Source organism: Pseudomonas sp. LD120, from assembly GCF_009861525.1.
GTDB lineage: Bacteria > Pseudomonadota > Gammaproteobacteria > Pseudomonadales > Pseudomonadaceae > Aquipseudomonas.
The window spans coordinates 529,399-547,284 of the sequence record NZ_WVHL01000001.1; the positions used below are offsets into that span (position 1 = coordinate 529,399).

Here is a 17,886-nt window from a genome sequence, read left to right on the forward strand (position 1 = left end):
TATAATCGCCACCGTTTCAAAACGGTCATCTGCACTTGATACCGTTTTCCCGCCACCTGTCCGAGGGGCGCTGCAGCAGGCATGACCTGTCAGGCTCGGATGGGGCGTTGTCGGTACAGGAATCCCTGTACGGGCACTAAACGCACAACGGCGCCCATTCGCACACTACGAATGGAGGCTCTTCATGAGCGCTGTCAACACGCCTGCAGATTTTACCGACTACAAAGTCGCCGACATGTCCCTGGCTGCCTGGGGCCGTCGCGAAACCATCATCGCCGAGTCGGAAATGCCAGCCCTGATGGGTCTGCGCCGCAAGTACGCATCCGAGCAGCCACTCAAGGGCGCGAAAATCCTCGGCTGCATCCACATGACCATTCAGACTGCCGTGCTGATCGAAACCCTGGTTGCCCTGGGTGCCGAGGTACGCTGGTCGTCCTGCAACATCTTCTCGACTCAGGACCAGGCCGCTGCCTCCATCGCCGCCGCCGGCATCCCGGTGTTCGCCTGGAAGGGTGAGACCGAGCAAGAGTACGAGTGGTGCCTGGAACAGACCATCCTCAAGGATGGCCAGCCATGGGACGCCAACATGATCCTCGACGATGGCGGCGACCTGACCGAGCTACTGCACAAGAAATACCCGCAGGTACTGGATCGCGTTCACGGCGTGACCGAAGAAACCACCACCGGCGTACACCGCCTGCTGGACATGCTGGCCAAGGGCGAGCTGAAAATCCCGGCCATCAACGTCAACGACTCGGTGACCAAGAGCAAGAACGACAATAAGTACGGCTGCCGTCACAGCCTGAACGATGCCATCAAGCGCGGCACCGACCACCTGCTGTCCGGCAAGCAAGCGCTGGTCATCGGCTACGGTGACGTGGGCAAGGGCTCGGCCCAGTCCCTGCGCCAGGAAGGCATGATCGTCAAGGTGTCCGAAGTCGATCCGATCTGCGCCATGCAAGCCTGCATGGACGGCTTCGAACTGGTTTCGCCGTTCATCGACGGGATCAACGACGGCACCGAAGCCAGCATCGACAAGGCCCTGCTGGGCAAGATCGACCTGATCGTGACCACCACCGGTAACGTCAACGTTTGCGACGCCAACATGCTCAAAGCGCTGAAGAAGCGCGCGGTTGTCTGCAACATCGGTCACTTCGACAACGAAATCGACACCGCCTTCATGCGCAAGCACTGGGCATGGGAAGAAGTGAAGCCACAGGTGCACAAGATCCACCGTACCGGCCACGGCGATTTCGACCCACAGAACGACGACTACCTGATCCTGCTGGCCGAAGGCCGTCTGGTGAACCTGGGCAACGCCACCGGCCACCCAAGCCGCATCATGGACGGCTCGTTCGCCAACCAGGTGCTGGCGCAGATCTTCCTGTTCGGCCAGAAGTACGCCGACCTGTCGCCGGCCCAGAAAGCCGAGCGCCTGACCGTTGAAGTCCTGCCGAAGAAACTCGACGAAGAAGTGGCCCTGGAAATGGTCCGCGGCTTCGGTGGCGTGGTCACTCAACTGACCAAGCAACAGGCTGACTACATCGGCGTGACCGTCGAAGGCCCGTTCAAGCCAGACGCCTATCGCTACTAAGAGCAGCTGCAAGCTTTGAGCTTCAAGCGGCAAGCCAGGGCCACAAGCCGGGCTTGTCGCACAAAGCCTCACGCTTTACCCCTATTTGCTTAAACAGTGTCAGGCAACAAGCTCCAGGACCGGGAGATGAGCGCACCCACGCTTCTTCTGGCGCTTGCAGCTTGCGGCTTGTAGCTGGAGGTTCCCTCCATGTCCCAAGACCGTCGCTACAGCTTCGAGTTCTTCCCCACCAAGACCGATGCTGGGCATGAAAAACTGCTCGCCACTGCCCGTCAGTTGGCTGGCTACAACCCCGACTTCTTCTCCTGCACCTACGGCGCCGGCGGCTCGACCCGTGATCGCACAGTCAACACTGTGCTGCAACTGGAGAGCGAAGTACGAATTCCCGCAGCGCCACACTTGTCCTGCGTCGGCGACAGCAAGGACGACCTGCGCGGCCTGCTCAAGCAGTACCAGGCCGCCGGCATCAAGCGCATCGTTGCCCTGCGCGGCGACCTGCCTTCGGGCATGGGCATGGCCAGCGGCGAACTGCGTCACGCCAACGATCTGGTGAGCTTCATTCGTGAAGAGACCGGCAGCCACTTCCATATCGAAGTCGCCGCCTACCCGGAAATGCACCCGCAAGCACGCAACTTCGAAGACGACCTATTCAACTTCGTGCGTAAGGCCAATGCGGGCGCCGACAGTGCGATCACCCAGTACTTCTTCAACGCCGACAGCTATTTCTACTTCGTCGAACGCGTGCAGAAGATGGGTGTGAACATCCCCATCGTGCCGGGCATCATGCCGATCACCAACTACAGCAAGCTGGCGCGTTTTTCCGACGCCTGCGGTGCCGAGATCCCGCGCTGGATTCGCAAGCAGCTGGAAGCCTACGGCGACGACAGCGCCAGCATCCAAGCCTTCGGCGAGCACGTCATCAGTGAAATGTGCGAACGCCTGCTGCAAGGTGGCGCGCCAGGGCTGCACTTCTATACCCTGAACCAGGCAGAGCCGAGCCTGGCGATCTGGAAAAACCTGAAACTGCCGCGCTGAAATGGCATAGCATTCAGAACGAGGCCCTGGCGAAATCCAGGGCCTTTTTTTCACTCTACCCAACTGTCCAGGGATGATCGCTGCAGATGTCCACAACTCGCCCCATCACAAACCCACAGCTGATTTATCTGGTTTACGGTGCCAGCACCTACCACCAAGAAGCCGTGTTCAGTATCGCCAGCGCCGTGGCCGGCCTGCGCGAAACACCGGGTGAAGGATTGGACATTCAAGTTTTCACCGACAACCCCGCGCCTTACCGTAACTTGCCGGTTCAGGTCCATGAGCTGGACGAACGCACCCGTCAGGCCTGGATCGCTCCACATGGTTACCACTTCCGCGCCAAACACGTAGTGATGCAACAAGTGCTGCAGGAGTTTGAGCGCGCGCTGCTGATCGACACCGATACGTTTTTCCACTGCTCGCCACTGGAACTGTTTCGTCGCATCAAGCCTGGCACCCTGCTGTGTAATGCCTTTGGCATGCAATACGGCAGCAACAAAGAAGCCGTGCTGTATCAAACGCTGGCGCCAGTGCTGCGACAAAGAAACCTGGCAGATGATCAGATGCCGCTACTGAACTCCGGCGTCATCGGCCTTGATCGCACAGATGCGCGTGTCCTGGATCATTCGATCGCCTTGATGGATGAGTTGTACCCTCTGGCGCAAGGCGCCTATACCCTTGAAGAGTTCTGCCTGTCGGTAGCCGCCTATCGCACAACGCAGGTACGCGAGTGTCCCGACCTGATTCATCACTACTGGAGCCGCAAACAGCTGTTCCGCGCCAAGATAAAAGCCTGGCTGGACAAACACGGCGCCGACCCGGTCAGCAGTTTCGCACTAGATGAAACACGTCTGGTGACCGCAACACTGCCAAGGCCTCCCGCGCTCCAGCGCTTGACTTATAAGCTCGTGACGCTGGCCCTGCCCAAACAGCAACGCCAGTTCATGCGTGAAATCCTTTATGGTTGCTACCAACACCCCAATCCATTCGATCAGGCCTGTGCCCCTGTCTGGTGGGAAAAAGCCCGTGAAAACGTTGAGCGTCGCCTTGATACCCCCCTTGAAAACCATCAGCTCGAACACTGGTTCAACCATCCGATTACTCGTCTGGTATTGGGTCAGCGCCGTAAAGCGATTTACTCGCATCTGGTACAAACAAAAGGCGAGTAACCCTTGAGCTAGACGGCCGCTAGCTATTTCACTGGTTCTCGTCGTAATCTCCAACGATGCCCGCCATTGCCCAATTACTAACAGCCTTGCTTTTGGCTTGCCTGAGCGTTAACGCTCAGGGCGAGAAGCTGCGCATTGTCACCGAGCCGTGGGCACCTTATGTCTATGAGGAACATGGCAAGGCGCGGGGCCTGGACTACGAAACCACGGCCATTGTCTTTCAGCGCCTGGGGATCGAGGTGGAGTGGCAATTCCTGCCCTGGAAGCGCTGCCTGGCGATGCTGGAGACCGGTCAAGCCGACGGCGCCCTGGACATTTTCCACAGCGACCAGCGCGACGCCAGCCTGCTCTATCCCAGCGAACCGCTGTCCGACGTCGAGTTCGTGATGTTCTACGCCAAGCAGCGGCCGCATCCTTTCAAGCATCTGGACGAGCTCAAAGGCCTGACCATCGGCACCTCTCCCGGCTATCTGTACAGCGATGACTTCAGCGAGTCGACGCTGTTCAATCGTGAACCGGCCCCCACTCACGAAGCCAACTTCGGCAAGCTGCTGCTGGGACGGATCGACCTACTGATCACTGACAAACGGGTCGGCCAGCACCTGCTGGACAGCCTGGGGATCCGCGATCAGATCCGTCAGAATCCGACGGTCATCAGCCGCCAAAGCCAGTACCTGGCGCTGCGCCGCAATGCCGGAATGGACCTGCTGGTGCAGCGTTTCGGCGCCGAACTCAAACGTTTCAAGCGCGAACCGGCCTACGCTGAGTTGAGCGCCCAATACGGTGCCGCCACTCCTCTGCCGCCCGTCCGACCGCTATCGACACCGGAGTCAGAAAAAACCGTTGAGCAGTAGGAAAGCAGCGCACATCGAATGCTCTGTTATACTCCGGCCTCCCGCCAGGCTCACGCCCGGACGCTGGACCCTGTTCAAGGCATCTTCACCACGCTACGGCGCAGCCAACCGGCCCGCGCGAGCCTGCGGTGGATGAGTCTTCAGGCCAGCAGGACCGGACGGGATTGCGTCCTCTTAAACGCCATTCACGCTCGGCAAGATTATCCCTTTGGGCCAAGCCCTCACTAAAACAGGATTACTCATGTCCTTTGCTTCCCTCGGTCTCTCCGAGGCTTTAGTCGGTGCCATCGAAGCCGCCGGCTATACCCAGCCTACTCCGGTGCAACAGCGGGCCATTCCCGCCGTGTTGCAAGGTCGCGATCTGATGGTCGCGGCACAGACAGGTACTGGTAAAACCGGCGGTTTCGCCCTTCCGATCCTGGAGCGGTTGTTTCCCAACGGTCACCCGGACAAATCCCAACGTCACGGCCCGCGCCAACCGCGCGTACTGGTCCTGACCCCGACTCGCGAACTGGCCGCGCAAGTGCATGACAGCTTCAAGCTGTATGCCCGCGACCTGAAGTTCGTCAGCGCCTGCATCTTCGGTGGCGTCGGCATGAACCCGCAGGTCCAGGCCATGGCCCGTGGCGTTGACGTGCTGGTGGCGTGCCCCGGTCGCCTGCTGGACCTGGCCGGCCAGGGCAGCGTCGACCTGTCCCACGTGGAAATCCTGGTACTCGACGAAGCCGACCGCATGCTCGACATGGGCTTCGTCCATGACGTCAAGAAGGTCCTCGCCCGCCTGCCGGCCAAGCGCCAGAACCTGCTGTTCTCCGCGACCTTCTCCAAGGACATCACGGACCTGGCCGGCAAGCTGCTGCACAACCCCGAACGCATCGAAGTCACCCCGCCGAACACCACGGTGGAGCGCATCGAGCAACGGGTGTTCCGCCTGCCCGCCAGCCACAAGCGCTCGCTGCTGGCTCACCTGATCACCGCTGGTGCCTGGGAACAGGTGCTGGTGTTCACCCGTACCAAGCACGGCGCCAACCGCCTGGCCGAGTACCTGGACAAGCACGGCCTGAGCGCCGTGGCGATCCACGGCAACAAGAGCCAGAACGCCCGCACCAAAGCCCTGGCCGATTTCAAGGCCGGCGACGTGCGGATCCTGGTGGCCACCGATATCGCCGCTCGCGGCCTGGACATCGACCAACTGCCCCACGTGGTCAACTTCGAGCTGCCCAACGTTGACGAAGACTACGTGCACCGCATCGGCCGCACCGGTCGTGCCGGGCGCTCGGGCGAAGCCATCTCCCTGGTTGCCCCGGACGAAGAGAAACTGCTGAAAAGCATCGAGCGCATGACCAAGCAGAAGATCGCCGACGGCGACCTGATGGGCTTCGATGCCAGCGCCGTGGAAGCCGAGAAGCCGGAAGTGCGCGAGCGGCCAGACGTGCGCAACCCGCGCAACTCCCGTGGTCCCCGTGGCGATGGCCCGAACGGCGGTGGCGGCGGCGGTGGTCGCAAGGACAAAGGCAAAGACAAGGGCGGCAAAGACAAACCCGCTCGTGGCGAACGCCCTGCCCGTGAGCAGAAACCTCGCGAAGGCACCCCGGCCCGCGAACAGCGCCAGCCGACGCCGCGCGCCGATCGCGCGCCGGACGAATTCCTCGACGACGATGTGGATAACTTCGGTAACCGCGCTGACTACGTCAGCCCGTACCAGAACAAGAACAACCAGCAAGGCCGTGGTCGCCGTCCAGGGGCTCCAGCCCAGGGCGCAGGCGCCGGCAATGCGCCCCGTGGCGGCGGTCAGGGCCGTTCCGGCAACCCGCGCAACAGCAACGGCAGCACCACCGGTACCGCGCCAGCCAAGCGCAGCGGCGGTGCGCGCAACGGCGCGCCTCGTGACAGCCAAGGCCGTCGCGACGAATCGCGCAATCGTCGCCCGAACCGTGACGATCAACCGCGTCAAGAGCCGGCCGTGCAGAGTCCTCGGGGTAACCAACCGAAGATCATGCACAAGGAATCCAAGGCCGACCGCTTCCCGACGCCTGAGCAACTGGATCAGTTGCCAAGCCGTCCACGGGGCGAGAAGCCGGCGCTGCTGACTCGCAATCGCTGAGTCGATCCGCTGCAGCGAAAAACGCCCCTGGTCGCAAGACCCGGGGCGTTTTTTGTGGCGGCTGGTCGAGGGCGCTTTCTGTAGCCGCTGCCACAGGCTGCGAACGACGGGGAACCTGGCGCAAGGGCCTGCCAGGCTCACCGGGCTGCATGACGGGCAATAAAAAACGCCCCCGATTTGTAGTCGGGGGCGTTTTTTTGCTTCGGTGAAGGTTGCGATCAGTCCGATAAGGGCTGTGCGAATTGAATCGCGAAGGCCCTGCGGGCCTTTTCGCAGCCTGCAGCAGCGGCTACAGACGAAGCATTACTTCGCCTTCACACCTTCAAAGGTGATGTACAGGTCGACGTTGTTGGACGCCGGGCCCAGGTCCATCATTTTGCCGAAATCCTGGCGATTGATGCTGGTGGTGCCTTCGAAGCCGGCACGGTAGCCGCCCCATGGATCCTTGCCTTCACCCAGGAAAGTGGCCTTGACCACCACCGGCTTGGTCACGCCGTGCAGGGTCAGATCGCCCGCCACGTCAGCGGTCAGCTTGCCGTCGGCATTCTTGCCGGTGGGCTTGACGCTGGTGGACACGAACTTGGCATCGGCAAACTTGCTGGACTCCAGGAAATCCTTGCTGGTGATGTGCTTGTCACGTTCGGCGTGGTTGGTGAACACGCTGGCAGTGCGCACGTTGACTTCGATCTTGGCGTCTTCAGGCTTGGCGGCGTCGAAGCTGAACTTGCCGTCCAGGTCCTTGAAGGTACCGGTGATGTAGCTATAGCCCAGGTGGCTGATCTTGAAGTCGACAAAGGCGTGCTGGCCTTCCTTGTCGATCACGTAGTCCGCCGCCATTACTTGACCAGCCGCCAATACAGCAGATCCGATTGCCAATGCGGCGAGAGTCTTTTTCAACATGCTTTCTATTCCTTTTGAGTCAAGGTTGAACATCAGGCTTTGCGGCCCAGCATACGGATGAGGGTCGCATCACGATCAATAAAGTGGTGCTTCAAGGCCGCCAGGCCGTGGATGCCGGCAAAGATCACCAACGCCCAAGCCAGGTACAGGTGCACCACACCTGCTACATCAGCCTGGTCCGGCAGTCCGGACACCAGGGCAGGCACTTCAAACCAGCCAAACACTGGAATACCCACGCCGTCTGCGGTGGAGATCAGGTATCCGGCAATCATCACGGCGAACAGAGCCAGGTACAGGAACGCGTGCCCCAACTTGGCCCCCAGACGCGTCAGGCGCCCATGGTTGGCCGGTGCCGGTGGCGCCGGGCTGACAAACCGCCACAGCCCCCGCAGCACCATGATCGCCAGCAGCGTCAAGCCAATACTCTTGTGCAGCTCCGGCGCGTCTTTACGCCAGGCGCTGTAGTAGTCGAGACCGACCATCCACAGGCCCAAGCCGAACAAACCAAAGACCGTCAGCGCCACACCCCAGTGCAGAACGATGCTGACCCAGCCATAGCGAGAAGAAGAATTACGTAACTGCATCACTTGCATCCTGTAAGAAACGCTGACCAAGACTAGCGATTTACCTATCGATTTAAAGCGGAAATTTTCGCTTTGAAATATCGAGAAATACGATGAGTAGTCTGTGCTCAGGGTGTTAAGAAAAGATTAAGACCATTTCCTGACGAATCCGTCTCAATCAACGGCGGGTGCCCTGGTGACTGCCAGACGCGTCTTTACACACTCGGCGTTCTGTCCTCAGTCGCCGCATCACACAATAGGTTGTCCCGCCGCTATGCATTGCATAGGCTTGCGCGACTATTCGCCAGCGCCATCAGAAACTCTTTACGCTCTCGCCAGCGCCGCTCAGGCATTTCGCGCGACGATCGTAGACAGGTTCTCAGCCAGCCGCCTCCAGGAGACCGTACATGAGCCTGAATAACCAATGGATGCAACGCGATCTCGCCGTTCTGTGGCATCCCTGCACCCAGATGAAAGACCACGAACAACTGCCGTTGATCCCGATCAAGCGCGGTGAAGGTGTCTGGCTGGAAGACTTCGAAGGCAAACGTTATCTGGACGCAGTCAGCTCCTGGTGGGTCAACGTCTTTGGCCACGCCAACCCGCGCATCAATCAGCGCATCAAGGACCAGGTGGACCAGCTGGAACACGTGATCCTCGCCGGTTTCAGCCACCAGCCGGTGATCGAGCTGTCCGAGCGCCTGGTGCAGATCACCCCCGAAGGCCTGACCCGTTGCTTCTACGCCGACAACGGTTCGTCGTGCATCGAAGTGGCGATGAAGATGAGCTTCCACTACTGGATCAATCGCGGCCAACCGAACAAGAAGCGCTTCGTCACCCTGAGCAACAGCTACCACGGCGAAACCATCGCCGCGATGTCGGTGGGCGACGTACCGCTGTTCACCGAAACCTACAAGGCCCTGCTGCTGGACACCCTCAAGGTGCCGAGCCCGGACTGCTACCTGCGCCCCGAGGGCATGAGCTGGGAACAACACTCGCGGAACATGTTCGCCGCCATGGAACAGACCCTGGCCGAGCACCACGACAGCGTCGCCGCGGTCATCGTCGAACCACTGATCCAGGGCGCCGGCGGCATGCGCATGTACCACCCGGTGTACCTCAAGCTGCTACGCGAAGCCTGCGACCGCTATGGCGTGCACCTGATCCACGACGAGATCGCCGTTGGCTTCGGCCGCACCGGCACGATGTTCGCCTGCGAACAGGCCGGCATCCGCCCAGACTTCCTGTGCCTGTCCAAGGCCCTGACCGGCGGCTACCTGCCCCTGGCCGCATGCATGACCACCGATGACGTCTACAGCGCCTTCTACGACGACTACCCGACCCTGCGCGCCTTCCTCCACTCCCACAGCTACACCGGCAACCCGCTGGCCTGTGCGGCGGCCCTGGCGACCCTGGACATCTTCGAGCAGGACAACGTCATTGCCCACAACCGCGCCCTGTCCCAGCGCATGGCCAGCGCCACCGCGCACCTCGTGGACCACCCCCACGTCGCCGAAGTGCGCCAGACCGGCATGGTCCTGGCCATCGAGATGGTCCAGGACAAGGCCAGCAAGACCGCCTACCCCTGGCAAGAGCGACGTGGCTTGAAAGTCTTCCAGCACGCCCTGGAGCGCGGCGCCCTGTTGCGCCCCCTGGGCAGCGTGGTGTATTTCCTGCCGCCTTACGTGATCACTCCGGAGCAGATCGACTTCCTCGCCGAAGTCGCCAGCGAAGGCATCGACATCGCCACCCGCGACAGCGTCAGCGTGGCGGTGCCCAAGGACTTCCACCCAGGCTTTCGCGATCCGGGCTAGAGCAGGCCATCAATTGTAGCGAGGGAGTTGGCTCCCGCTGGACCGCGCAGCGGTCCCACAACCAGGCTGAGCGCCCCGACGGATTCAACGACGGCTTCGCCACCGAGCGGGAGCCAGCTCCCTCGCCACAGAATGCTTTCCACCGATGCATATTCAACAGAGAACCCAGATGAGATTGTCCCGCTTCTTTATCGACGCCCCCCTGAGCCTCGGCGAACACGAACTGCCAGAGGCCCAGGCCCACTACATCGGGCGCGTGCTACGCATGGCCGAAGGCGATGCGCTGCAAGTGTTCGACGGCTCGGGCCAGGAATTTCGCGGGACCCTGGTGGAAGTGGGCAAGAAGCGCGTGCGGGTGCAGTTGGATGAAAGCTTCGCCGGCCAGCAAGAGTCACCGCTGCGAATTCACCTCGGCCAGGGCCTGTCCCGGGGCGAGCGCATGGACTGGGCGATTCAGAAAGCCACGGAGTTGGGGGTTAGCGAGATCACCCCGATTTTCAGCGAGCGCTGCGAAGTGCGGCTCAAGGACGAACGCGCCGACAAACGCCTGCTGCACTGGCGCCAGGTGGCCATCAGCGCCTGCGAGCAGTGCGGTCGTTCCCGCGTTCCGCTGATTCATCCACCGGTCTTGCTGGCGGACTGGATCAAGCAGGCCGAGGCCGATCTGAAGCTGGTGCTGCACCCGGTGGCCCAGCCCCTGGAAAGCCATGCCAAACCCGAAACCCTGGCCTTCCTGATCGGCCCGGAAGGCGGCCTGTCCGACACGGAAGTGGAACAGGCCCAGGGTGCCGGCTTCCTGCCCGCCCGCCTCGGCCCTCGCGTGCTGCGCACCGAAACCGCCCCCGTGGTAGCCCTGGCCGTGGCCCAACAGCTCTGGGGCGACTTCTAACGCCGCGCACCGTGGGGTTACGGCAAAAACCAGCCGCGCCCCACAAAGCACTGACGGGCCAACGAAGACAGCCTCATGCCCAAGGCCTCTGCGCCGCCCCGCCAGCCCAACAGCGGTTATTCCACCGGATCGCTGGTAGGTCGGGCGATGATCGCTTTCAGCTCCGCAGTCATGGGGAACTCCAGGTTCAGGCCCTTGGGCGGAATCGGCTGCTGGAACCAGCGCTGGTAGATGCCGTTGATTTCCCCGGAGCGGTACAGATCCGCCAGCGCGCCGTTGACCAGCGCCAGGAACTGCGGATCGTCCTTGCGCACCATGCAGCTGTAGATCTCCCGCGACTGCTCCTTGCCCACCACTACCCAATTGTGCGGATCGCGGGCCTTGGCCCGTTCGCCGTAGAGCAGCGCGTCATCCATGTAGAACGCCGCCGCGCGCCCAGTCTGGAGCATCTGGAAAGCTTCGCCGTGGTCCTTGGCGCTGATCACGAACATGTCGATCTTGTGCTCGACGTTGTAGTTCTTGAGAAAACGCTCGTTGGTGGTGCCCGCCGTGGTCACCACGTTCTTGCCCCGCAAGTCGGCGAAGCGCTTGATCCCGCTGTCCTTGGCGGTCAGCAACTGGCCCTTGACGTAGATGAAGCCGTAGGAGAACGCCACCTGTTTCTGGCGCTCGGCAGTCACCCCGGTGGAGCCGCATTCCAGGTCCACGGTGCCGTTCTGCACCAGGGGAATGCGCGTCTGCGAGGTCACCAGGTTGTACTTCACATTCAGCTTGGGCAGGTGCAACTGCTGCTGGATGCGCTCCACCACCTTGCTCGCCAGTTCCACCGAATAGCCCATGGGCTTGCCGCTGTTGTCGCCCACGTAGGAAAAGGGCACCGAAGCGTCGCGATAACCCAAGGTAATGCTGGCGCTGTTGGCGATCTTGGCCAGGGTGCCATCCAGGGGCGCCTCGTTGGCCTGGGAAATGGCGCTGAACAACAGCCCCAGGGTGCAGCCGAGCAACGTGATCTTATGCATTGTTATTCTCCGTTGTGGGTAAAGGCGGCTCAGCGGCGAACCGCGATGACGCTGATTTCGACCAGGATCTGCGGGCGCGCCAGGGCCGCCTGCAAGGTGGTGCGCGCCGGCGCCTGGCCGGGTGTCAGCCAGGCCGACCAGACTTCGTTCATCACCGCGAAGTCGGCCTGGATGTCCTTGAGGTAAATCGTCGCGCTCAAGAGATGGTCCTTGTCGCTACCGGCCTCGGCCAGCAAGACGTCGATCTTCTCCAGCAGCTCGCGGGTCTGGCCGCCGATGTCGCTGCTGGCCCCCGGCACCTGCCCGGAGAGAAACACCAGTTCGGCAAAGGTCACCGCGCCACTCAGGCGCTCGTTGCTGTGGATACGCTGGATACTCATCTGAAGACTCCTTTGAACGTTCAGGCGACGCGGGGCATCAGGCCCTGCATGTCGATGCTGGTGGAACACTGGCCGATCAGTTCGCCCAGCAACTGACCGCTGCCACAGGCCAGGGTGAACCCCAGCGCACCGTGGCCGAGGTTGAGCCACAGGTTGCGATAGGCGGTGGCGCCGATCAGCGGCACGCCGCTGGGGGTGGCCGGACGCATGCCGGCCCACTCGATGGCGGCCTGATAATCGCCGGCGTCGGCGAAGGTCTGCTCGGCCTGCCGACGCATCAGGGACAGACGCCCCGGGTCTGGGGACGGATCGAAACCGACGATGTCGACCATCGCCGCCACCCGCAGTTGCTGGCCGATGCGCGCGTAGACAATCTTGCGGTTGTAATCGGTGATGCTGATCTCCGGCGCCCGGTGCTGCGGGCCGATGGGCACGCTGAGGCTGTAGCCCTTGAGCGGATACAGCGGCAGCTTGAGCCCCGGCAGGCGCAACTCGGGGCTGCGATGACCGGCCGCCAGCACCAGATGCTTCACCGGCAACTGACGCTCGCCCAAGTCGATGGCCCGCACCCGGTCGCCCTCCTGACGGATGGCCCGAACCCGCTGGCCGAGGAGGATGTCGCAACGTCCGGAAGCCTGCAGCCGCGCCGCCAGTTGCAGGCAGAACGCGTGGCAGTCGGCCACTTCTTCATCCGGGGTATAGATGCCACCGACGAAGGGCGTGTCCCCCAGGGTCGGCTCCAGGGCGGTGCATTCGGCAGCCGACAACGCCTGCTGCTGGCGGCTGTCCGCCAGGTTGTGCCGGGCATGCTCGAAGCTGCCGGGCTCGCGAAAGGTCACCAGCTTGCCGTTGCTTCGCCAGTCAAAGCCCTGTAGGCCATCCTCTTCGCGCCAGCGTTGCAAGGTGCTCTGGCTGAGCAACGCCAGGCGCAGCAGGTGAGCAGCATTGCGCTGGTTCACCGAGTGCCGGCAAGCCCCGAGGAAACCCGCCAGCCAGCGCCACTGCGCCGGGTCCAGGCGCGGGCGCAGCTTGAGCGGCGAGTCGCCCTTGAGCATCCAGCCCAGGGCCTGCCAGGGCACGCCGGCATCGGCCAAAGGCGCCACATAGCGATAGGACAACTGCCCGCCGTTGGCAAAGCTGGTCTGGCTGCCCAGGGACTCCTGAGCCTCCACCAGGGTCACCTCGAAGCCCTGGCGGACCAGGGCATAGGCACTGGCCAGACCGATGACGCCCCCACCGATGATGCAAACCTGCTGACTCATGACGACCCCTGGCCCGTTGTTCGATGGCCCAAGGTTAGGGGCAGGTGACAGGCGCCGGACAATGAATAAAGATGCACCTCCCATAAACAAAGGTTATGGACTCCCCCATGCGCCTGCGTCATATCGAAATTTTCCAGGCCATCCGCCAGGCCGGCTCCATTAGCGGCGCCGCGCAGTTGCTGCACGTCTCGCAACCGGCGGTGACCAAGGTCCTGCAGCACGCCGAACTGCAGCTGGGTTTCCCGCTGTTCCTGCGGGTGCGGGGCAAGTTGCAGCCAACTCCGGAAGCCCTGGAGCTGGAGCGCGAAGTGGACAAGGTCAGCGAAAGCCTGCAAGGCGTGCGGCGCCTGGCCCAGAACCTGCGCCGGGCGCCGGGCCACAACCTGCGCATCGGCGCCACCCCGGCCCTGGCCCTGGCGTTGCTGCCGCCGGCCATCAGTGAATGGACCTGCCTCTACCCGGACAGCCTGTGCGAACTGTCCAGCGCCCACAGCCGCGAACTGGTGCAGAACCTGCTGATGCGGGAAATCGACGTGGCCCTGACCCTGCAACGCCCCGATCACCCTGGGCTCTGCCCACAGCCCCTGGCCCAGGGCGTGCTGGTGGCCCTGGCGCCGCTGGACTACTGGCCGCCCGCCGTGCGCGGCCAACCGCTGGCCCTGATGGAACTGGCGGATGCACCGCTGATTGGCCTGAGCAGCAGCGACCCGCTGTCGGCGCGCCTCGACAGTTACCTCAAGGCCGTGGAGCCGCCACCGCGGATCCGCATTGCCGTACAGACCTACTCCTTGGCCCGGGCCATGGTGGAGTCCGGCGCCGGGTTGGCGCTGATCGACCCGTTCACCGCCCTGGGCGCATCAACCGCCAGCACCGTCATCCGGCCCCTGAGCCCGCCGCTGCCGATCACCCTGTACGCGGTGACCCGCGCCGCCGAACCGCCGCCCCACACCCTGGCCAGCTTGTTGGAGATCTTCGCCCGCCAGGCCCAGGCCCAACTCGACCATCCGTTGTAGGCGCTGGCCGGCCTGCGAAGGCGGCCGCAAGCCCAGCGCAAATTCCCAAGGCCTCTTCGCCAGCAAGCCGGCGCCTAAAGAACGTAGAAGAGGATGGCGACGAAATGCAGCAGGCTGCCGGCGATCACGAACAGGTGCCAGATGCCGTGGGCATGGCGCAGGCGGCTGTCCAGGGCGAAGAAGATGATGCCCACGGTGTACAGCACCCCGCCCGCCGCCAGCCAGGCAAACCCGGCGGTGCCCAGGGCCGCCAACAATGGCTTGACCGCCACCAGGACGATCCAGCCCATCACCGCGTAGATCACGATGGAAAGGATCCGCGCTTCGGAACGCGGCTTGATCTCCTGCAGGATGCCGATCAGCGCCAGCCCCCAGACAATCCCGAACAGAGTCCAGCCCCAGGGCCCGCGCAGGGTCACCAGGCAGAACGGCGTGTAGCTGCCGGCAATCAGCAGGTAAATCGAAAAGTGATCGACCTTCTGCATGATGTTCTTCGCCCGGCCGCGCACGCTGTGATAGACCGTGGACACGCTGTAGAGCACCAGCAAGGTGAAGGCGTAGATCGCCACACTGACGATCTTCCACGGACTGCCGTCGAGGCTGGCCAGCACCACCAGCCAAATGCCGCCGATACACGCCGCAATCGCCCCCAGCAGGTGGGTCCAGGCGTTGAATCTTTCTCCGTGATACATCGGTCACTCACCCTTGAAACATGAAAAACCACGCAAGGCTCAGGCCTGCAGTTTGAAAGCGCAATAGCTCAATGGGGGCACGGCGGATAAAAAACCAGCGGCCACTTTCGGACTCATCGGGCATCATCAACCCCTCATCAGCCGAGGCCGGACCATGCTCATCGACGAAGAGTTGACCCTGAAAAAGCTCGAAGTGTTTCTGGCCTTCATGCGCACCGGCAACCTGACCCGCGCCGCCGCCGAGTTGCAGACCAGCAATGTCAGCGTGCACCGGGCCATCCACTCCCTGGAAAACGCCCTGCGCTGCCCGCTGTTCAAGCACGAAGGACGCAACCTGACGCCGCTGGAAAGCGCCTTCGTGCTGGAGGAGCGCGCGCAGAAGCTGGTGCAGGACGTGGTCGAGAGCGTGCGTTTGACCCGTGAGGCCGCAGGCTTCTCAGCAGAACGCTTCAAGCTCGGCGCCCTTTACTCGCTGACGGTAAAAACCGTGCCGCAGCTGATCATGGGCCTGAAGCTGCGCCGCAGCGAACTGAACATCGATCTGATCCTGGGTTCCAACATCGACCTGCTGTACAAGCTCAAGAACATGGACGTGGACGCCATCCTGATCTCCCTGGATGAACGCACCAACGACCCGGATTGCGAACAACTGCCGCTGTTTTCCGATGACATTTTCCTCGCCACCCCCGCCGATTCACCCTTCGCCACGCAAAGCGCGGTGGATCTGGCCGACGTGCGCGACGCCACCTTCATCACCCTGACCCAGGGCTTTGCCACCCATCAGGACGGCGTGCGGGTGTTCAAGCAGGCGGGGTTCGAGCCGAAGGTGGCGATGCAGGTCAACGACATCTTCACCCTGCTGAGCATGGTCAGCTCCGGGGTCGGTTATGCGTTGCTACCGGGAAGGATCGCCGCGGTGTATGAAAACCGCGTGAAGCTGATACCGCTGCAGGCACGCTACCGCCTGCAGCAACATATCGGCGTGGTGTTTCTCAAGGCCAAGGAACGCGACCCCAACCTCCTGGCGCTCCTGGCCGAATGCCGGATGTACGCCAATCGGCAAAGCACCTAGCAGCCGGACCACCCAACGGCACGCCGGCCTGGCGTTGCGTAGGCGCTGGCTGGCCAGCGAACGCGTTCGCAAGCACGGCACAAACTCCGAGGGCTCCTTTGACCGGCTGGCCGGCGCCGACACGAAATCCGCGATGCACCCGCCCTGTAGGCGCTGGCTGGCCAGCGAACGCATTCGCAAGCCCGGCACAAACTCCGAGGGCTCCTTTGGCCGGCTGGCCGGCGCCGACACGAAATCCGCGATGCACCCGCCCTGTAGGCGCTGGCTGGCCAGCGAACGCGTTCGCAAGCCCGGCACAAACTCCGAGGGCTCCTTTGGCCGGCTGGCCGGCGCCTACGCGCCCAGCAGGCCGCGCATCAGCAGGAACAGCAACGACGGCCCCAGCAGGCAGCCCAGGGCGGTGTAGAACGCCGCCGTCAGGCAACCGTAGGGCACCAGCTTCGGATCGGTGGCCGCCAAGCCCCCGGCGACGCCGCTGGAGGTGCCCATCAAGCCGCCGAAGATCACCGCGCTGCGCGGGTTATTGAGGCCGATCAACGGGGCCACGAAGGGCGTCATCACCATCACCAAAATGGCTTTGATCAACCCCGCGGCAATCGACAGCGCCATGACTTCGGAACTGGCGCCAATCGCCGCACCGGTCACCGGGCCGACGATGTAGGTCACCGCCCCAGCGCCAATGGTGGTCAGGCTCACCGCATCGGTATAGCCAAAGGCAAAGGCCACGCCGACGCCTGCGACAAAGGACGAGCCGACCCCGACAAACAGCGCCAGGACCCCCACGAACCCGGCCCGTTTCAACTCCACGGAGCTGACCCCGAACGCCGTGGCGACGATCGCAAAGTCACGCAACATGGCCCCGCCCAACAGGCCGATGCCCGACAGCAGCGGAATATCCACCACCCCCTTCTGCCCGCCGGTAAAGGCACCGCCCACATAAGACAGCGCCAGCCCCAGCAAAATGGCGATGGCCGACCCGTGCAAACGGCCCTTGGTAAAGGTTCTGGAGATCCAGTAGGACACCCACATGGTGATCCCGATCACCGCAAAACCGCTGATCAGCCCGTAACCGGTAATGACCTTCATCATCGATTCGTACATGGCCCTTACCCCACTGTTTTCTGAGGAGCGGCGACATCCGGCGCCTTGTTGCCGATGCGCACCAGCACCGGCACCAGGGCAAAGGCGATCACCACCGCCAGGGTGCCCGCGAGAATCGCCATCGGCCCGCCCTTGAGCGCGCCGTAGACGTTCTGCTGCGCGGCCATGGCCACCACGATGGGGATGTACACCGCGCCCCAGAACTCCACGCCCTGTTCGGACTTGGCGGTGAACAGCCCGCGCTTGTGCAGGTAGCTGCCCAAGCCGATCAACAGCAGCATGGCGATACCGACACCGCCGACATTGGCCGGTACACCGATCAATTTGCCCAGCAGCTCACCGATGAAAATACCCGCCAGGGTACAAAAGGCCAGGAAGGCCACACCGTAGATAATCATTGTTGTTGTCCTCAAAGTGCATCGTCG

17 protein-coding genes and 1 riboswitch are annotated in these 17,886 nt (G+C 62.7%); of the genes, 9 read left to right on the plus strand and 8 right to left on the minus strand.

The annotated features are described in order from the left end of the window. Window positions 1-56 precede the first annotated feature (56 nt). Window positions 57-163, plus strand: a riboswitch (S-adenosyl-L-homocysteine riboswitch). A 21-nt stretch (window positions 164-184) separates the two neighbouring features. The 5 genes from ahcY to PLD_RS02545 all read left to right on the plus strand — a co-directional run bounded on the left by ahcY (window position 185) and on the right by PLD_RS02545 (window position 6,756). Beyond that, window positions 185-1,594: an adenosylhomocysteinase gene (ahcY, locus tag PLD_RS02525; protein ID WP_159889499.1), complete on the plus strand. Its 1,410-nt coding sequence runs from the start codon at window positions 185-187 to the stop codon at window positions 1,592-1,594. A gap of 189 nt (window positions 1,595-1,783) precedes the next feature. Further along, window positions 1,784-2,629 carry a methylenetetrahydrofolate reductase [NAD(P)H] gene (gene metF / locus PLD_RS02530; RefSeq protein ID WP_159889501.1) on the plus strand — a complete coding sequence of 282 codons (846 nt, stop codon included), beginning with the start codon at window positions 1,784-1,786 and terminating at the stop codon, window positions 2,627-2,629. A gap of 86 nt (window positions 2,630-2,715) precedes the next feature. Then, entirely contained in the window at window positions 2,716-3,798 is a 1,083-nt protein-coding gene (locus PLD_RS02535; RefSeq protein ID WP_159889503.1) for a hypothetical protein, read from the plus strand. Window positions 3,799-3,854: 56 nt separating this feature from the next. Then, the gene (locus PLD_RS02540) at window positions 3,855-4,652 is read left to right on the plus strand and encodes an ABC transporter substrate-binding protein (RefSeq protein ID WP_159889505.1); all 798 of its coding nucleotides are present in this window, start codon (window positions 3,855-3,857) and stop codon (window positions 4,650-4,652) included. Window positions 4,653-4,893: 241 nt separating this feature from the next. Further along, window positions 4,894-6,756, plus strand: a complete 1,863-nt coding sequence (locus PLD_RS02545) for a DEAD/DEAH box helicase (protein ID WP_159889507.1) — start codon at window positions 4,894-4,896, stop codon at window positions 6,754-6,756. Between the two features lie 303 nt (window positions 6,757-7,059). Here PLD_RS02545 and PLD_RS02550 read toward each other — a convergent pair whose 3' ends face one another. Both PLD_RS02550 and PLD_RS02555 read right to left on the minus strand, forming a co-directional pair. Further along, a complete protein-coding gene (locus PLD_RS02550) occupies window positions 7,060-7,656 on the minus strand; it encodes a YceI family protein (RefSeq protein ID WP_159889509.1) in 597 nt (198 codons plus the stop codon). 32 nt (window positions 7,657-7,688) lie between these two features. Continuing rightward, on the minus strand, window positions 7,689-8,240 hold the full coding sequence (locus tag PLD_RS02555) for a cytochrome b (protein ID WP_159889511.1): 552 nt from the start codon (window positions 8,238-8,240) through the stop codon (window positions 7,689-7,691). Window positions 8,241-8,626: 386 nt separating this feature from the next. On the opposite strand from PLD_RS02555, the gene PLD_RS02560 reads away from it, so the two are divergent. Then, on the plus strand, window positions 8,627-10,033 hold the full coding sequence (locus PLD_RS02560) for an adenosylmethionine--8-amino-7-oxononanoate transaminase (protein WP_159889513.1): 1,407 nt from the start codon (window positions 8,627-8,629) through the stop codon (window positions 10,031-10,033). 169 nt (window positions 10,034-10,202) lie between these two features. Beyond that, a complete protein-coding gene (locus tag PLD_RS02565) occupies window positions 10,203-10,922 on the plus strand; it encodes a 16S rRNA (uracil(1498)-N(3))-methyltransferase (RefSeq protein WP_159889515.1) in 720 nt (239 codons plus the stop codon). Between the two features lie 116 nt (window positions 10,923-11,038). Here PLD_RS02565 and PLD_RS02570 read toward each other — a convergent pair whose 3' ends face one another. The 3 genes from PLD_RS02570 to PLD_RS02580 are packed head-to-tail and all read right to left on the minus strand — an operon-like array spanning window position 11,039 to window position 13,583. Next, entirely contained in the window at window positions 11,039-11,941 is a 903-nt protein-coding gene (locus PLD_RS02570; RefSeq protein ID WP_159889517.1) for a transporter substrate-binding domain-containing protein, read from the minus strand. A 29-nt stretch (window positions 11,942-11,970) separates the two neighbouring features. Beyond that, window positions 11,971-12,321 (minus strand): RidA family protein, encoded by a 351-nt coding sequence (locus PLD_RS02575; protein WP_159889519.1) that lies wholly within the window; start codon window positions 12,319-12,321, stop codon window positions 11,971-11,973. A 20-nt stretch (window positions 12,322-12,341) separates the two neighbouring features. Next, on the minus strand, window positions 12,342-13,583 hold the full coding sequence (locus PLD_RS02580) for a D-amino acid dehydrogenase (protein WP_159889521.1): 1,242 nt from the start codon (window positions 13,581-13,583) through the stop codon (window positions 12,342-12,344). A 107-nt stretch (window positions 13,584-13,690) separates the two neighbouring features. On the opposite strand from PLD_RS02580, the gene PLD_RS02585 reads away from it, so the two are divergent. Next, window positions 13,691-14,596: a LysR family transcriptional regulator gene (locus PLD_RS02585; RefSeq protein ID WP_159889523.1), complete on the plus strand. Its 906-nt coding sequence runs from the start codon at window positions 13,691-13,693 to the stop codon at window positions 14,594-14,596. 74 nt (window positions 14,597-14,670) lie between these two features. On the opposite strand, the gene PLD_RS02590 is transcribed toward PLD_RS02585, so the two are convergent. Then, on the minus strand, window positions 14,671-15,288 hold the full coding sequence (locus PLD_RS02590; RefSeq protein WP_159889525.1) for a hemolysin III family protein: 618 nt from the start codon (window positions 15,286-15,288) through the stop codon (window positions 14,671-14,673). A 154-nt stretch (window positions 15,289-15,442) separates the two neighbouring features. Between PLD_RS02590 and PLD_RS02595 the strand changes: the two genes are divergently transcribed. Then, the gene (locus tag PLD_RS02595; protein ID WP_159889527.1) at window positions 15,443-16,360 is read left to right on the plus strand and encodes a LysR substrate-binding domain-containing protein; all 918 of its coding nucleotides are present in this window, start codon (window positions 15,443-15,445) and stop codon (window positions 16,358-16,360) included. A 333-nt stretch (window positions 16,361-16,693) separates the two neighbouring features. On the opposite strand, the gene madM is transcribed toward PLD_RS02595, so the two are convergent. After that, window positions 16,694-17,461 carry a malonate transporter subunit MadM gene (madM, locus tag PLD_RS02600; protein WP_159889529.1) on the minus strand — a complete coding sequence of 256 codons (768 nt, stop codon included), beginning with the start codon at window positions 17,459-17,461 and terminating at the stop codon, window positions 16,694-16,696. 5 nt (window positions 17,462-17,466) lie between these two features. Continuing rightward, window positions 17,467-17,859, minus strand: a complete 393-nt coding sequence (gene madL / locus PLD_RS02605) for a malonate transporter subunit MadL (RefSeq protein ID WP_159889531.1) — start codon at window positions 17,857-17,859, stop codon at window positions 17,467-17,469. Between the last annotated feature and the right edge of the window lie 27 nt (window positions 17,860-17,886).

What these genes read in the sequence shown, in the direction of transcription:
- ahcY (WP_159889499.1), top strand. Translation starts at nt 185, where the DNA reads ATGAGCGCTGTCAACACGCCTGCAGATTTTACCGACTACAAAGTCGCC.
- metF (WP_159889501.1), top strand. Translation starts at nt 1,784, where the DNA reads ATGTCCCAAGACCGTCGCTACAGCTTCGAGTTCTTCCCCACCAAGACC.
- PLD_RS02535 (WP_159889503.1), top strand. Translation starts at nt 2,716, where the DNA reads ATGTCCACAACTCGCCCCATCACAAACCCACAGCTGATTTATCTGGTT.
- PLD_RS02540 (WP_159889505.1), top strand. Translation starts at nt 3,855, where the DNA reads ATGCCCGCCATTGCCCAATTACTAACAGCCTTGCTTTTGGCTTGCCTG.
- PLD_RS02545 (WP_159889507.1), top strand. Translation starts at nt 4,894, where the DNA reads ATGTCCTTTGCTTCCCTCGGTCTCTCCGAGGCTTTAGTCGGTGCCATC.
- PLD_RS02550 (WP_159889509.1), bottom strand. Translation starts at nt 7,656, where the DNA reads ATGTTGAAAAAGACTCTCGCCGCATTGGCAATCGGATCTGCTGTATTG.
- PLD_RS02555 (WP_159889511.1), bottom strand. Translation starts at nt 8,240, where the DNA reads ATGCAGTTACGTAATTCTTCTTCTCGCTATGGCTGGGTCAGCATCGTT.
- PLD_RS02560 (WP_159889513.1), top strand. Translation starts at nt 8,627, where the DNA reads ATGAGCCTGAATAACCAATGGATGCAACGCGATCTCGCCGTTCTGTGG.
- PLD_RS02565 (WP_159889515.1), top strand. Translation starts at nt 10,203, where the DNA reads ATGAGATTGTCCCGCTTCTTTATCGACGCCCCCCTGAGCCTCGGCGAA.
- PLD_RS02570 (WP_159889517.1), bottom strand. Translation starts at nt 11,941, where the DNA reads ATGCATAAGATCACGTTGCTCGGCTGCACCCTGGGGCTGTTGTTCAGC.
- PLD_RS02575 (WP_159889519.1), bottom strand. Translation starts at nt 12,321, where the DNA reads ATGAGTATCCAGCGTATCCACAGCAACGAGCGCCTGAGTGGCGCGGTG.
- PLD_RS02580 (WP_159889521.1), bottom strand. Translation starts at nt 13,583, where the DNA reads ATGAGTCAGCAGGTTTGCATCATCGGTGGGGGCGTCATCGGTCTGGCC.
- PLD_RS02585 (WP_159889523.1), top strand. Translation starts at nt 13,691, where the DNA reads ATGCGCCTGCGTCATATCGAAATTTTCCAGGCCATCCGCCAGGCCGGC.
- PLD_RS02590 (WP_159889525.1), bottom strand. Translation starts at nt 15,288, where the DNA reads ATGTATCACGGAGAAAGATTCAACGCCTGGACCCACCTGCTGGGGGCG.
- PLD_RS02595 (WP_159889527.1), top strand. Translation starts at nt 15,443, where the DNA reads ATGCTCATCGACGAAGAGTTGACCCTGAAAAAGCTCGAAGTGTTTCTG.
- madM (WP_159889529.1), bottom strand. Translation starts at nt 17,461, where the DNA reads ATGTACGAATCGATGATGAAGGTCATTACCGGTTACGGGCTGATCAGC.
- madL (WP_159889531.1), bottom strand. Translation starts at nt 17,859, where the DNA reads ATGATTATCTACGGTGTGGCCTTCCTGGCCTTTTGTACCCTGGCGGGT.